Below are 12,944 nucleotides of genomic sequence, written 5' to 3' on the forward strand. Positions count from 1 at the left end.
ACCGGTGCAGCCCACCATCGCCGACGTCGCCCGGCACGCCGGGGTCGCGGTGAGCACCGTGTCGTACGTCCTCAGCGGCAAGCGCGCCATCACCGAGGTCACCCGCAACCGGGTGCTGGCCAGCGTCCGGCTGCTCGGCTACCACCCGCACGCCGGCGCGCGGGCCCTGGCCAGCCGGCGGGCCAACGTGATCGCGCTGGTCCTGCCGCTGCGCGCCGGCATGCAGGTGCCCGTGGTGATGCAGTTCGCCATGGCCGTGGTCACCACCGCCCGCCGCTTCGACCACGACGTCCTGCTGGTCACCTCCGACGAGGGGCCCGCGGGGCTGCGGCGTGTCGCCGCCACCGCCCTGGTCGACGGTGTGCTGGTCATGGACGTGGAGCTGGACGATCCCCGGGTGCCGCTGCTGCGAGGGCTGGCCCGGCCCAGCGTGCTCATCGGGCTGCCCGCCGACACCACCGGCCTGACCTGCGTGGACCTGGACTTCCACCGGGCCGGGTGGGCCTGCGTCGCGCACCTGGCCGGGCTGGGGCACCGGCGGGTGGCGTTGCTCGGCGCGCCCGCCGCCGTCTACGACCGGGGCACCGGCTTCGCGCACCGCACCCGCGCCGGCGTACGCGAGGCCGCCGCCGCGCACGGCGTCGACGCGGTGACGCTGCCCTGCGAGGAGGGCGCGGTGGCCGTCCGCCGGGCCCTCACCGACCTGCTGGGACACCACCCCGACGTGTCGGGGCTGATCGTGCAGAACGAGGCCGCCGTCGATCCGGTGCTGGCCACGCTGCCCGCCCTGGGCCGGCGGGTGCCGCGGGACGTGTCGGTGGTCGCCGTCTGCCCGGACCGCTTCGCCGAGCAGGCCCACCCGATGCTGACCGCCGTGCCGGTGCCCGCCGAGGAGATCGGCACGCGGGCCGTGTCGCTGCTGATGGGCAGGCTCGACGGCGAGGCGACGCCGGAGGTCACCCTGCTGCCGCCCCGGTTGACGGTACGCGACAGCACCGCCGCCCCCGCCCCGACGGCGAGGGCCGGCCGGTGACGTCCGCCGCGCACCGCATCGTCGACACCGCCCCCGCCGCGCGCTGGGAGGACGCGTTCCTGGCCGGCAACGGCGAGGCCGGGATCATGGTGTACGGCCGGCCGCACGCCGAACGCATCGTCGTCAACCACCACCGCTTCGTCCTGCCCAACGGCACCCGCGACGCCCGCCCGCCCGAGCTGGCCGCCCTGCTGCCGCGCATCCGCGAGCTGATCCTCGCCGGCCGACGGGCGGAGGCCAGCCGGCTGCTCGCCGGCGACGGGGTGCTGCGCTGGACACAGTCGTTCCACCCCGGCTTCGCCCTCACCATCGACGCCGTCGACCCCGGCCCGGTCGACGGCTACCGGCGGCGTACCGAGTTCGGCACCGGAGAGGTCGTCGTCGAGTGGACGGGCGGACGCCGACGCTCGTTCGTGTCCCGCGCCGACGCGCTGGTGCTCACCCACGTCGACGCGGGCACCTGCGCGGTGGGCGTCACCGGGGACCTGCCGGGCCGGCCGGAGTCGGTGCGCTACACCGTCGCCGCGTACCGCCGGGGTGATCTGGTGTTCCTGCGGGTGCGGGGCCGCTACCCCGACGCGGGTGGCGCGTACGGCTTCGAGGGGCTCACCCTGCTGCACGGCGACGTGGCGGTCGTCGGCGACCGGGTGGTGGTACGCGGCCCGGCGCTGCTGGCCACGGTGCTGGACCGGCCCGATGCCCCGCCGTGGCGCACCGGCGAGCTGGAGGATCGGCTGGCCGCCCACGCCGGGGTCGACTACGAGACCCTGCTGGCCCGGCACGTCGCGCCGCACGGGCGCGCCTACGGGCGGGTGAGCCTGGACCTGCGGGTGCCGGACGCGCAGCGGGACCTGCCCGTGGGTGAGCTGATCGCCGCGCAGGACGCCGACCCGGGCACGCTGCAACCGGCGCTGCTGGAGCGGCTGTTCCACGCCGGGCGGTACCTGCTGCTCAGCTCCAGCGGGGTGCTGCCGCCCCGGCTGACCGGGCTGTGGCTCGGCTCGTGGGACGCGGCCTGGGCGGGCGACTTCACCACCGACGCCAACCTGAACCTGCAACTGGCCGGCGCGAACGTCGGCGCCCTGCCGGAGGTCGTCGCCGCCCACGCCAACCTGGTACGCGGCCAGGTCGACGACTGGCGGCGCAACGCGCGGGCGATCTACGGGGCCCGGGGCCTGCTGGCGCCCAGCCGCACCGACGGCGAACACGGGCACCTGTTCCACCTGCACGAGGACTGGCCGTTCGCGGCGTGGCTGCCCGGCGCGCACTGGCTGCTGCACCCGCTGTACGAGCAGCACCTGGTCACCGGGGAACCGCTGGGCGAGGTGGTCGGCTGGCTGGCGGAGGTGGCGGACTTCTTCGCGGACGTCCTCACCGTCACCGACGACACGGGCCAGGTGGTGGTCGTGCCGTCGTACTCGGCGGAGACCGGCCCGTACGACGAGCGGGGGCGGGCGGTGCACGTGGCCGTGAACGCCACCATGGACATCGCCGCCGCCCGGCACGCCCTGCGGACCGCCGCCGAGGTGACCGGCGTCGACCGGTGGGCGGGGCTGCTCGCGCGGCTGCCCGCCTACCGGGTCGACGGGCGTGGGGCGCTGGCCGAGTGGGCCTGGCCCGGCTACCACGGCGACGACGAGCACCGGCACGTCAGCCACCTCTACCCCGTGTGGCCGCTGGACGAGATCGACCCGGACGACACCCCCGAGCTGGCACGGGCCGCGCACCGCGCGTTGACGCTGCGCGGCGACGAGAACCTGTCGGCGCACGGCAGCCTGCACCGGGCGCTGGCCGCCGCCCGCCTGCACGACGGCGCGCTGACCGCCGCGAACCTGCGGAAGATCGTCGGCAACGACATGTTCTTCCGGTCCCTGATGAGCGCGCACAACCCGGGCCTGGTGACGTACAACGCCGACGCCGCGCACGCCCTGCCGGCGGTGCTGATCGAGTCGCTGGTGCAGTCGCGCCCCGGGCTGCTGCGGCTGCTGCCGGCCCCGCTGCCCGGCCTGGGCACGGGGGTGCTGCGCGGGGTGGCCTGCCGGGGACGCGTCGGCGTCGAGGAACTGTCCTGGGCGCCCGGGCGGGTGCGGGCCCGCCTGGTCTCGCCCGTCGCGCAGCGGCTGCGCGTACGCAGCCCGTACGGGCAGCGGGAGGTGGACCTGGCGGCGGCGACGCCGCTCGAGGTGACCTTCGGCGCGGTCGGGTCAGCCGGTGCTGTCGCGGTGCCGGCGCAGCATCCCGGCGGCCAGCGGCGCGGCGTCCAGGTCCCCGGCGGCGACGCGGGTGGCGACGGTACGGCGCACGAACCGGTCGGCCAGCGCCGGCGCGTGCCGGGCGAGGGCCAGCTCGAGGCGGCCCCGCCGGGTCGTGGCGACGTCGCGGGGTGCCCGCCGGGCGGTGGCGGCGCGCAGGATCGCCGCGACGACCCCCTCCACGGGTTCGGGGCGTGACACCCCGCGCAGGGACAGGCCGGCCTCGGCGGTGCTGTCGTGGATCGGGGAGGCGACCATGCTGGGGTAGACGACGCTCACCCCGACGTGGGTGCCCACCTCGTGGCGCAGCGCGTCGGCGTAGGCGACCAGGGCCCGCTTGCTGACGCCGTACGCGGCGGCCAGGGGCAGCGGCAGCAGGGCCATCCGGCTGGCGACGAAGACCACCCGCCCGCGGGCGGCCTCCAGGGCGGGCAGCGCGGCGGCGGTGGTGCGCCAGGCGGCGAGCAGGTTCACCTCCAGCTGCTGGCGCACCACCTCGTCCGGCGCCAGCTCAGCCGGGGCGGGGCCGCCGACGCCGGCGTTGTTGACCAGCAGGTCCAGCCCGCCGAGGCGCTGCACGGCGGCGGCGACGGTGGCCGGTACGGCGGTGGGGTCGGTCAGGTCGCAGCCGAGCACCGGCACGCCCTGCTGGCCCTCGACGTCGACGGTGCCGGCCTGGCGGTCGACGCCGACGACCCGCGCCCCGGCGGCGGTGAACGCGGCGCAGAGCTGTCGTCCGAAGGTGCCGCTGGCCCCGGTGACGAGCACCCGGCGGCCCGTGAGCCCGCTCATGCCGCGGCTCCGGTGGCGCGGGCGCGGCGGGTGCCGGCGGCCAGTTCCCGGCCCAGTTCGGCCAGGTACGCGTCGAAGTCCACCCGCATCGCGGGCCGGCGCTGCCCCCAGCGGGCGGTGGCGGCCCGAAGCTCGGCCCGGCAGGCGGCGCGCTGCGCCTGCGGCGCGGGCAGGGCGTAGCGGCCGGACAGCTGCGCCGCGACCAGCTTGGCCTGCGCCTCGACCAGCGGGAACGCGGCGCCGGTGGACTGCATCAGCCCGACGAACGCCAACCCGGGCGCGTCGAGGTGGAACACGTGCCGGTACAGCGGCAGGGTGTCCGCCCCGTCGCCGAGCAGGGCGGGGTCGAGGAAGGGGATCTCCACCCGGTAGCCGGTGCACCAGATGACCAGGTCGACCTCGTCGACGCGGCCGTCGGTGAAGGTGACGCGGTCGCCGTCGAAGGCGGCGATGCCGCCGCGGGGCTCGATCTCGCCGTGGCTCAGCCGCGACAGCAGCCCGTCGGACAGGGTCGGGTGGTCCTGGAGGAAGCCGTGGGCGGGGGCGGGCAGGCCGTAGCGGGTGGGTGGGCCGACGGTCGCGGCGAGCAGCCGCTGGGTGATGCGCTGACGCAGCCGCCACGGCAGGCGGCGGGCCAAGGCGCCGTTGAGGGTGTCCGACGGGCGGCCCAGCAGGTGCTTCGGCACCACCCAGACGCCCCGGCGCAGCGACAGCAGGGTGCGCTCGGCCGCGTACGAGGCGTCCACGGCGATGTCCATCGCGGAGTTGCCGCCGCCGACGACCAGGACCCGGCGGCCGGCGAGCTGTTCGGGGCCCCGGTAGGCGTGGCTGTGCATCTGCTTGGCGGTGCAGTCGCCCGGGACGGCGGGGCTGGGCGGCTTCGGCACCCGGTTGTGGCCGTTGGCGACGACGACGGCGTCGACGGTGACCTCGACGTCGCCGTCGGGCCCGTCGGCGTGCACCGTCCAGCGGCCGTCGGCTGCGGCGACCCGGTCGACGGTGTGCCGCAGCCGCACCGCGTCGTGCAGGCCGAAGCGGTCGGCGTAGTCGTTCAGCCAGCCGGCGACGCGGGTGTGGTCGGGGTAGTCGGGCCAGTGCGCCGGCATCGGGTGCTCGGCGAACTCGGTGCGCCCCTTGCTGGTGTTCAGGTGCAGGGTCCGGTACGCGGGCGAGCCGGCCGCCCCGTACACCCAGAGGCCGCCGACCCGGTCGGCGGCCTCGAAGCAGACGGCGGGCACGCCGACGTCGGCGAGTGCCTTGAGGGTGGCCAGTCCGGCCGCGCCCGCGCCGATGACCGCCACGGTCGGCTGTGCGCCCATCGCCGACTCCTTCCCACTAAATCCAACGTCTGTTGGATAATGGTCCGGTGTCGGCGGCACGTCAAGACGTCGCCGGCCCGTAGAGCCCGTCGAGGAGGCGGTGCACGAAGGCGCGGAACTCCCGCCGCTGCCGCGCCTGCGACCCGTCGCCGGCGGCCAGCGCCACCACGTGCCCGTGCACCGCCCACACCAGGCTGCGCACCGTCACGTACGGCGCCGGCTCGACCAGCGCCCCGGCCGCCGCGGCGGCACCGAGCAGGTCGGCGACGAGCCGGTACAGCGGGGCCGCGTACCGCTCGTCGAGCTCGGCATGCCGCTGCGGCTCCAACCAGCGGCGCAGCCACAACGCCGTGGTCTCCGGCCGGTCCTCCAGGAAGTCCACGAACACGTCCACCAGGTCGTGCAGCGCACGCCGCACCTCGCTCGGCCCGCTGGCCAGGGCCTGCCGGGCCCGCCCGGCAGCCGCCTCGAGCACCTCGCGTTCGGCGTCGAAGACCCGGGCGAAGCAGGCGTCGTAGAGCTGCGCCTTCGTACCCGTGTGGTGCGAGACCGTGGCGACGTCCACGCCGGCGGCCGCCGCAACCTCCCGCAGCCCGACGGCGTCGAAGCCGCGGCGGGCGAACAACGCGGTCGCCGCCGTGAGCACCACCTCCCGCGTGGCGCGGCTCTCCTCGCGGCGGGGCCGCCCGGGTCTGCGACGGGGCATGGTCATGACCGCCATTCTGCCCCTACAATCCAGCATCCGTTGGATTGCGGGCGGCGTGCCCGCCGAGGAGGCCGCCATGACCGGGCTCGACCAGCAGCAGGCCGGTACGGACACCGCCGCGCTGCCCCGTGGACCGTTGCTCGGTTTCGCCACGGGCTCGCTCGGCATGGGCGTCTGGGTGACGGTCCCCGGGCTGTTGCTGCTCTACTTCCTCACCGACGTGCTCGCCGTCGCGCCCTGGCTGGCCGGCCTGGCGCTGCTGCTGCCGAAGGTCGCCGACGTGCTGCTGCACCCGTGGGTCGGGCACCGCTGCGACGTCGAACAGGCACGCCGGGGCGACCGGCGCCGCCTGCTGCTGATCGGCTGCGCCCTGCCGCTCGCCTTCGCCGCCCTGTTCGCCGTGCCCGGCGGACTCACCGGCGCACCGGCCGCCGCCTGGGTGGCGCTCGCCTTCGTCGCCGGCAACCTGCTGTTCGCCGCCTACCAGGTGCCCTACCTGGCCACCCCCGCCGACCTGCGGATCGGCTACCACGAGCGGACCCGCCTGATGGCGTTCCGGATGGTGGTGCTGACCCTCGGCATCCTCGTCTCCGGGCTGCTGGCGCCCCTGCTGGCCGGCGGGCAGGAGGCCACCCGGGGCGGCTACCAGCGCATGGGTGTGCTGCTGGCCGTCGGGATGCTGGCCGCCATGCTGGTCGGGGTGGCCGGCATCACCCGGCTGCGCCGGGCCGCCGCCGCGACGACCGCACCGCACGGCGGCGGCTGGCGGGAACTCGTCGTGGCGCTGCGCGACCGGCAGTTCCGGTGGCTGGTCACCGCGTACCTGGCCATGTCCACCACCACCCACCTGGTCCTGGCCGGCGTGCCCTACTACGCCGAGTACGAGCTGGGCCGCCCCGCCCTGACCACCGTGCTCGTGGCGGCGTTCGTCGCGCCGGCGCTGCTGGTCACCCCGGCCTGGCTGACCCTCGCCCGCCGGGTCGGCAAGCAGCGGGCGCTGCTGGGCGCGCAGGCGGCCTTCGCGGCCGGCTCGCTGGTGCTCGCCGTCGGCCGTCCGGCGGGGCTGCCCGTGCTGGTGGCGGCCGTGGCGGTGCTCGGCGTCGCGTTCGCCGGCATGCAGTTGCTGCCGTTCTCGATGGTGCCCGACGTCATCCGTGCCAGCGGCGGCGCGGCCGGCACGTACACCGGGGTCTGGACGGCCACCGAGGCGACCGGCGCGGCGCTGGGCCCGTGGGCGTACTCGCTGTGCCTGGCGGCGGGCGGGTTCGTCGCCTCCACCGCGGGCGCCAGCGTCGTCCAGCCCGACGGCGCGCTGGACGCGATCCGTTGGGGCTTCGGGCTGCTGCCCGCGGCGGCGATGCTCGTCGCGCTGCTGCTGCAACGCCGCTACACCCTGGACCGTACGGCCCGCACGGCCGACTGAGCCACGGGCCCCGAGGGGCCACGCGCACGCGGCCCCCGCCTGGCGGATGCGCGGCGCGGTGGGACCGCGGCGAGGGTGATCCGGTCGGGCGCTGCGCCCGGTGACCGCCCGGGCCGGCAGTAGACTGCGCCCTCGATGGACGCCGAGCCCACCCCCGCCGAAACCCGACCCTGCGCCCACTGCGGACGCCAGGTGCCGCAGCGCGTCGGCGCCGGCCGCCCGTTCCGCTACTGCCGCGACAACGACGGCGCCTGCCAGCGGGCCTCACGCAACAGCCGGATGCGCCACCGCAACGCGCCCGGCCTGCCCGGTCAGGTGGCCCGCACCTGGGAGGCGGTGGACCGGCTGGAACAGGTCGCGCAGACCCTCGCCGACGCCCTGCACGCCGAACTGTCCCCGGTCGGCGTGGAACGCCAGCTCGCCCAGGCCCGCGCCGACGCGGCCACGCAGGTCGCGGCGGCACAGACCGAACGCGACGAGGCCCGCCACGACGCCGAGGACGCCGCCGCGACGGCCGTCCGGGCCCGCGAGGAGGCCCGCGCCGCCGCCGCCGAACGCGACGCGGCCCACGACGAGGCCCGGCGCGCCGCCGAGCGGGCCGCCGAGGCGCTCGAACGCGCCGACCGGGCCGAGGCCGCCCGTGACGACGCCCGCCGGCAGGCCAGCGCCGCCGACGCCCTGCGCACCCAGGCCGAACGCGACCGCGACACGGCCCGCCACGAGCTGCGTACGCTGCGTGCCGAGGCGGACGCCGAGCGCCGCCGCGGCACCGAACTCACCGCGGAACGCGACGCCGCCCGCGCCGACGCCGACCGGGCGACCCGCGCCGCCACCGAGGCCCTCGAACGCGCGCAGCGCCTGCACGCCGAAGCCGAACAGGCCCGCGAGCGTGCCGAGCGGGCCCGCGCCGAAGCCGACGCCGCCCGCACGGCCGCCGCCGAGTCCGACGCGGCCCGGCAACGCGCCGAAGCCGCCCACCGCGACGCCGAGGCCGCCCGACGGCAGGCCGAGGCCACCGCCGAGCAGGCCCGCACGGAACTCGTCGCCCTCACCGGTCGGCACGACACGCTGCGCGCCGACCTGGCCACCACACGCGAGGCCGCGAGCGCCGCCGAGGGCCGCGCCGCCGAGCTGACCGTACGGCTGCGCGCCGCCGAAACCGACCGCGACGAGGCGCAACGGCGGGCGGCCCAGCTCGCCGAGCAGGTCAGCAACCTCGCCGCTGCCCTGGCCCACCTGGGCTCCCGCCCGGCCGGCTGAACGGGCCGGTCGACCCGCCCGCGGTGGCCGTGTAGCGGTAGGCCAGTCGCGCGAAGGCGTCCCTGAGCTCGGGTGGGCCGACGACCTCGATGTCGGCGTCGAAGCGGCCGAGGGTGGCGGCCAAACCGATCCACGACCACGAGCCCAGCACGAGCCGGCAGCGGCGCGGGCCGAGTTCCTCGACGAGCGCGTCGTGCAGGTACCCGGACACCACCGCGGCCGGCAGGTCGAGGATCACCTCCCCGCGGCAGGGCCAGTCACCGGAGTCCTGGTAGCCCCGGAACCGGCTGGTCACGAAGGCGGCCACGTCACCCTCGGGCAGCTCACGCGGGGTGAACCGAGGCCCGGTGGGGGTACGCGGACGGATCCGGTCGGCGCGGAAGGTGCGCCAGTCCCCGCGGTCGAGGTCCCACGCCACGAGGTACCAGCGTCCGCCCCACGTGACGAGGTGGTGCGGCTGCACCCGACGCGGCGCGCGCGGCCCACCGTCGTCGTCGACCTGCCGCGGGGTCACGGCCGTGTAGTCGAAGCGCAGCACCTCGCGGGCGTGCACGGCGGCGCCGAGCGCCATGAGCACACCGCTGTCGACCTGCCGGTCCGCCCGCGTCGGGGACCGCTCGACGGCGGTGACCCGCAGGATGTCGATGCGGTGGCGCAGCCGGGCGGGCATGACCTGCCGGACCGTGTGCAGTGCGCGCGCCGCGGCCTCCTCGATGCCGACGCCGGCGGTGGTGGCGCTCTGCAACGCGATGGCCAGGGCGACGGCCTGCTCGTCGTCGAACAGCAGCGGCGGCAACTGCGTGCCGGCGGCGAGGCGGTAGCCACCGTCGGGTCCCTTGAGAGCCGCGATGGGGTAACCGAGCTCGCGCAGCCGCTCGACGTCGCGCCGTACGGTACGCGCGCTCACGGCCAGCCGCGCGGCCAGCAGCGCGCCCGGCCAGTCCCGGCGTGCCTGCAGCAGCGACAGCAACGCCAGCAGGCGCGCGGAAGTTTTCGGCATTCCCCCATGGTGCCCGCAGAAGAGGACACATCCTGTCCGCTTCGGCTGCGAACGTAGCTCCCGTCCGACCGACGACGACAAGAAGGACCCGATGACCGACACCGCCACGCCCCCGACGACCCTCGACCCCGAGCGGGCCGACCTGCTCGCCGCGCTCGCGACCGCCCGAACCACCCTGACCGGCACCGTCCACGGCCTCACCGACGAGCAGATCGGCCAGCGCCCGACGGTCAGCACGCTGTGCCTGGGCGGGCTGATCAAGCACGTCGCGGCCATGGAGCAGGCGTGGCTGCGCTTCGTGGTCGAGGGCCCCTCGGCCATGTCCTTCGCCCTGCCCGACGGGGTCACCTGGGCCGACATCACGGCCGGCACGGCCTCCGAGGTGCCGCAGTGGCTCGTCGAGCACGAGGCCGGGTTCCGGATGCTGCCCGGCGAGACCCTGTCCGGAATCCTCGCCCACTACGCGCAGGTCGCCACCCGCACCGAGGAGACCGTCGCGGCCGTGGCCGACATGTCGGCGACGCATCCGCTGCCGCCGGCGCCGTGGCACGACGCGACGGCGGTGCTCAGCGTGCGGGGGGTGCTGATGCACGTCATCGCCGAGACCGCCCAGCACGCCGGGCACGCCGACATCCTGCGCGAGAGCCTCGACGGGCAGCGGTCCACCTGAGCGCCCGGGCCCCGGCGTCCCGAACACGCGCCGGGGCCCGTCTCCCGTACCCCGTGCAGCAGGGAAGGCCGTACGCCGATGACCGTCCTCGACACCCGCGCGCTCAACCGCGCCACGCTCGCCCGGCAGTTGCTGCTCGAACGCGCCGACGTGCCGGTCCTCGACGCCGTCGCGCACCTGTGCGGCCTGCAGGCGCAGGAACCGCAGGAGCCGTTCGTCGGCCTCTGGTCCCGGGTGCGCGCGTTCGACCCGGCGGGGCTGTCGGACCTGCTGACCGGCCGCGGCGTGGTGCGGATGCACCTCATGCGCCGCACCGTGCACCTCGTCACCGCCGACGACGCACTGGCCTGGCGGGCCCGCCACGACAGCATGCTGCGCCAGCGGGTACTCGGGGTCTACCGTCGCGAACTCGCCGGCGTGGACCTCGACGAACTCGCCGCGGCGGGCCGGGAAGTGCTGGCCGACGGCGAGCCCCGCTCGATGACCGGGCTCGCGCGGGCCCTCGCCGGACGGTGGCCGGCGCCGGGCCCGAGGGCGCTGGGCGAGATGCTGCTCGCCGCCCTCGTCCCGGTGGTGCAGCTGCCGCCGCGCGGCCTGTGGCGCACGACGGCGGGCGTACGCACCACGCTGCTGTCGTCCTGGCTGGGCCGCGAGATCGACCCGCCGGCCCCGCCGGGCCGCGACCCGGTCGGCGAGGCGCTGGTGCGGCGCTACCTTGCCGCGTTCGGTCCGGCCTCGACGGCCGACCTGCGCGCCTGGAGCGGTCTCGCCGGCCTGCCGGCCGCGGTGGCCGCGATCCGCGACGAACTGGTCGTCTTCCGCGACGAACGCGGGCGGCGGCTGTGGGACCTGCCCGACGCACCGCGCCCCGACGGCGACACACCCGCGCCGGTACGGTTCCTGCCGGCGTTCGACAACGCGCTGCTCGGCTACGACGACCGCAGCCGCATCGTCGACGACGCCCACCGGGGCCTGTCGGTCGCCGGGGAGCGCGTCGTGCTGGTCGACGGTCGGGTCGCCGCGACGTGGAGCGTCCCGGCCGACACCGTGACCGTCACCCCGCTGCGCCGCCTCTCCCGGGCCGAACGCGTCGCCGTGACCGAGCAGGGGCAGGCGGTGGCGGCCCTGCTCGGCGACGGCGACCGGATACGCGTCGCCGCGCACTGAGCATCGCGGGACAGCCGGGCGGGCACCGACGGGTCATGATGCGGGGGTGGGAAAGACATACGAACGCATCGAGGGCAGGCTACGCAGCTTCATCGAGGACCAGCCGATGTTCTTCACCGCCACGGCCCCGCTGTCCGGTGACGGCACCATCAACCTGTCGCCCAAGGGGCTGCGCGGCTCGTGGGCGGTCCTCGACACGCACACCGTGGCCTACCTGGACTTCGCGGGCAGCAACGCCGAGACGATCGCCCACCTGCGGGAGAACGGCCGCATCACGCTCATGTGGTGTGCCTTCGCCGGCCCGCCGAACATCGTGCGGGTACACGGGCACGGCGAACCCGTCTTCCGTGACGACCCCCGCTGGGCAGAGTTGGCGGGCCACTTCCCGGACATCGACACCACCGTGCACGGCCTGCGGGCGATCATCGTCGTACGCGCCGACCTGATCCGCGACACGTGCGGCTACGCGGTGCCGTTCATGACCTACGACACCGACCGTGACCTGCACGCCAGGCGGTTCGCCCGGGAGGACGACGCGTCGCTGAGTGACTACTTCGCCGGCAAGGAGCACGTGGCGCGCAGCATCGACGGGCTGCCGGGCCTGCCACTGCCGCTGCCGCCGACCCCGGCGACCTGAGCCGGCCGCGCCAGCTGGGTGGCTCCTGCGTCGCGCGGGAGCCCGCGACCTGTGGGCGGCGCGCCAGCCCGGCCGTCGCGGACGGGGCGGCAGCGGGCGGCTACCATCGCCGTTGGCAGCGCAAACACCGCACCAGCCCCACCCGGCACAGGCCGACCCCGCCGGACGGCTGGCACGGCCGGCTACCCTTGTCCAGGCTCGCCCGGGCATCCGGGTGGGGAATGGCCCGGCGGGAACGGACCGTTACACCGAGTACACCAGCACCACGAACGAGGGGAAGTCGATCATGGGCGAGCGTATGCTGCGCGGAAGCCGTCTGGGCGCGGTCAGCTACGAATCCGACCGCAACACGGAGCTCGCGCCGCGCCAGACCCGCGAGTACCTCTGCGCCAAGGGCCACCAGTTCGAGGTCCCGTTCGCCGTCGACGCCGAGGTCCCCACGACCTGGGAATGCAAGTTCGACGGCAGCGTGGCCCGGCTGGTCGACGGCAACGAGCCGGAGCAGAAGAAGGCCAAGCCGCCGCGCACCCACTGGGACATGCTGCTGGAGCGGCGTTCCATCGCCGAACTGGAGGACATCCTCGCCGAGCGGCTGCAGGAGGTCCGCACCCGCCGCGGCCGCGCCTGAACCACAACGTGAAACGGCGCCCCGGAAGCATCGCTTCCGGGGCGCCGTCGCGTACAG

11 protein-coding genes and 1 pseudogene are annotated in these 12,944 nt (G+C 76.0%); 8 read left to right on the top strand and 4 right to left on the bottom strand.

Features of this window, described 5'->3' with window-relative positions; all coding sequences use genetic code 11:
• Nucleotides 1-4 precede the first annotated feature (4 nt).
• Nucleotides 5-1,033, top strand: a complete 1,029-nt coding sequence (locus ACGFIG_RS27745) for a LacI family DNA-binding transcriptional regulator (RefSeq protein WP_393007790.1) — start codon at nucleotides 5-7, stop codon at nucleotides 1,031-1,033.
• Nucleotides 1,030-2,976 (top strand): annotated as a pseudogene (locus ACGFIG_RS27750) (glycoside hydrolase N-terminal domain-containing protein); the annotation flags it as partial. The gene ACGFIG_RS27745 and the pseudogene ACGFIG_RS27750, both read left to right, overlap by 4 nt.
• A 261-nt stretch (nucleotides 2,977-3,237) precedes the next feature.
• Here ACGFIG_RS27750 and ACGFIG_RS27755 read toward each other — a convergent pair.
• From ACGFIG_RS27755 to ACGFIG_RS27765, 3 genes are all read right to left on the bottom strand, one after another.
• Nucleotides 3,238-4,077: an SDR family NAD(P)-dependent oxidoreductase gene (locus tag ACGFIG_RS27755; RefSeq protein ID WP_393007792.1), complete on the bottom strand. Its 840-nt coding sequence runs from the start codon at nucleotides 4,075-4,077 to the stop codon at nucleotides 3,238-3,240.
• Entirely contained in the window at nucleotides 4,074-5,396 is a 1,323-nt protein-coding gene (locus ACGFIG_RS27760) for a flavin-containing monooxygenase (protein ID WP_393007794.1), read from the bottom strand. The genes ACGFIG_RS27755 and ACGFIG_RS27760 overlap by 4 nt, the downstream gene beginning before the upstream one ends.
• Before the next feature lie 61 nt (nucleotides 5,397-5,457).
• Complete coding sequence (locus ACGFIG_RS27765) at nucleotides 5,458-6,108, bottom strand: TetR/AcrR family transcriptional regulator (protein ID WP_393007796.1); 651 nt, start codon at nucleotides 6,106-6,108, stop codon at nucleotides 5,458-5,460.
• A 70-nt stretch (nucleotides 6,109-6,178) separates the two neighbouring features.
• Here ACGFIG_RS27765 and ACGFIG_RS27770 point away from each other — a divergent pair, with 70 nt between their 5' ends.
• Both ACGFIG_RS27770 and ACGFIG_RS27775 read left to right on the top strand, forming a co-directional pair.
• The gene (locus ACGFIG_RS27770; RefSeq protein ID WP_393007798.1) at nucleotides 6,179-7,525 is read left to right on the top strand and encodes an MFS transporter; all 1,347 of its coding nucleotides are present in this window, start codon (nucleotides 6,179-6,181) and stop codon (nucleotides 7,523-7,525) included.
• 135 nt (nucleotides 7,526-7,660) lie between these two features.
• The gene (locus tag ACGFIG_RS27775; RefSeq protein WP_393007800.1) at nucleotides 7,661-8,785 is read left to right on the top strand and encodes a hypothetical protein; all 1,125 of its coding nucleotides are present in this window, start codon (nucleotides 7,661-7,663) and stop codon (nucleotides 8,783-8,785) included.
• On the opposite strand, the gene ACGFIG_RS27780 is transcribed toward ACGFIG_RS27775, so the two are convergent.
• On the bottom strand, nucleotides 8,733-9,785 hold the full coding sequence (locus ACGFIG_RS27780) for a helix-turn-helix transcriptional regulator (protein WP_393007802.1): 1,053 nt from the start codon (nucleotides 9,783-9,785) through the stop codon (nucleotides 8,733-8,735). The two genes, ACGFIG_RS27775 and ACGFIG_RS27780, sit on opposite strands and share 53 nt — an antisense overlap.
• A gap of 91 nt (nucleotides 9,786-9,876) precedes the next feature.
• On the opposite strand from ACGFIG_RS27780, the gene ACGFIG_RS27785 reads away from it, so the two are divergent.
• From ACGFIG_RS27785 to ACGFIG_RS27800, 4 genes are all read left to right on the top strand, one after another.
• Nucleotides 9,877-10,455, top strand: a complete 579-nt coding sequence (locus ACGFIG_RS27785) for a DinB family protein (RefSeq protein WP_393007803.1) — start codon at nucleotides 9,877-9,879, stop codon at nucleotides 10,453-10,455.
• Between the two features lie 78 nt (nucleotides 10,456-10,533).
• The gene (locus ACGFIG_RS27790) at nucleotides 10,534-11,622 is read left to right on the top strand and encodes a winged helix DNA-binding domain-containing protein (RefSeq protein ID WP_393007805.1); all 1,089 of its coding nucleotides are present in this window, start codon (nucleotides 10,534-10,536) and stop codon (nucleotides 11,620-11,622) included.
• A gap of 46 nt (nucleotides 11,623-11,668) precedes the next feature.
• Nucleotides 11,669-12,259, top strand: coding sequence for a pyridoxamine 5'-phosphate oxidase family protein (locus ACGFIG_RS27795; RefSeq protein WP_393007807.1), 591 nt, complete (start codon nucleotides 11,669-11,671; stop codon nucleotides 12,257-12,259).
• Between the two features lie 286 nt (nucleotides 12,260-12,545).
• Complete coding sequence (locus tag ACGFIG_RS27800) at nucleotides 12,546-12,887, top strand: RNA polymerase-binding protein RbpA (protein WP_007460094.1); 342 nt, start codon at nucleotides 12,546-12,548, stop codon at nucleotides 12,885-12,887.
• Nucleotides 12,888-12,944 lie beyond the last annotated feature (57 nt).

The organism is Micromonospora sp. NPDC049048 (genome assembly GCF_043197615.1).
In the GTDB taxonomy this organism is placed as follows: domain Bacteria; phylum Actinomycetota; class Actinomycetes; order Mycobacteriales; family Micromonosporaceae; genus Micromonospora.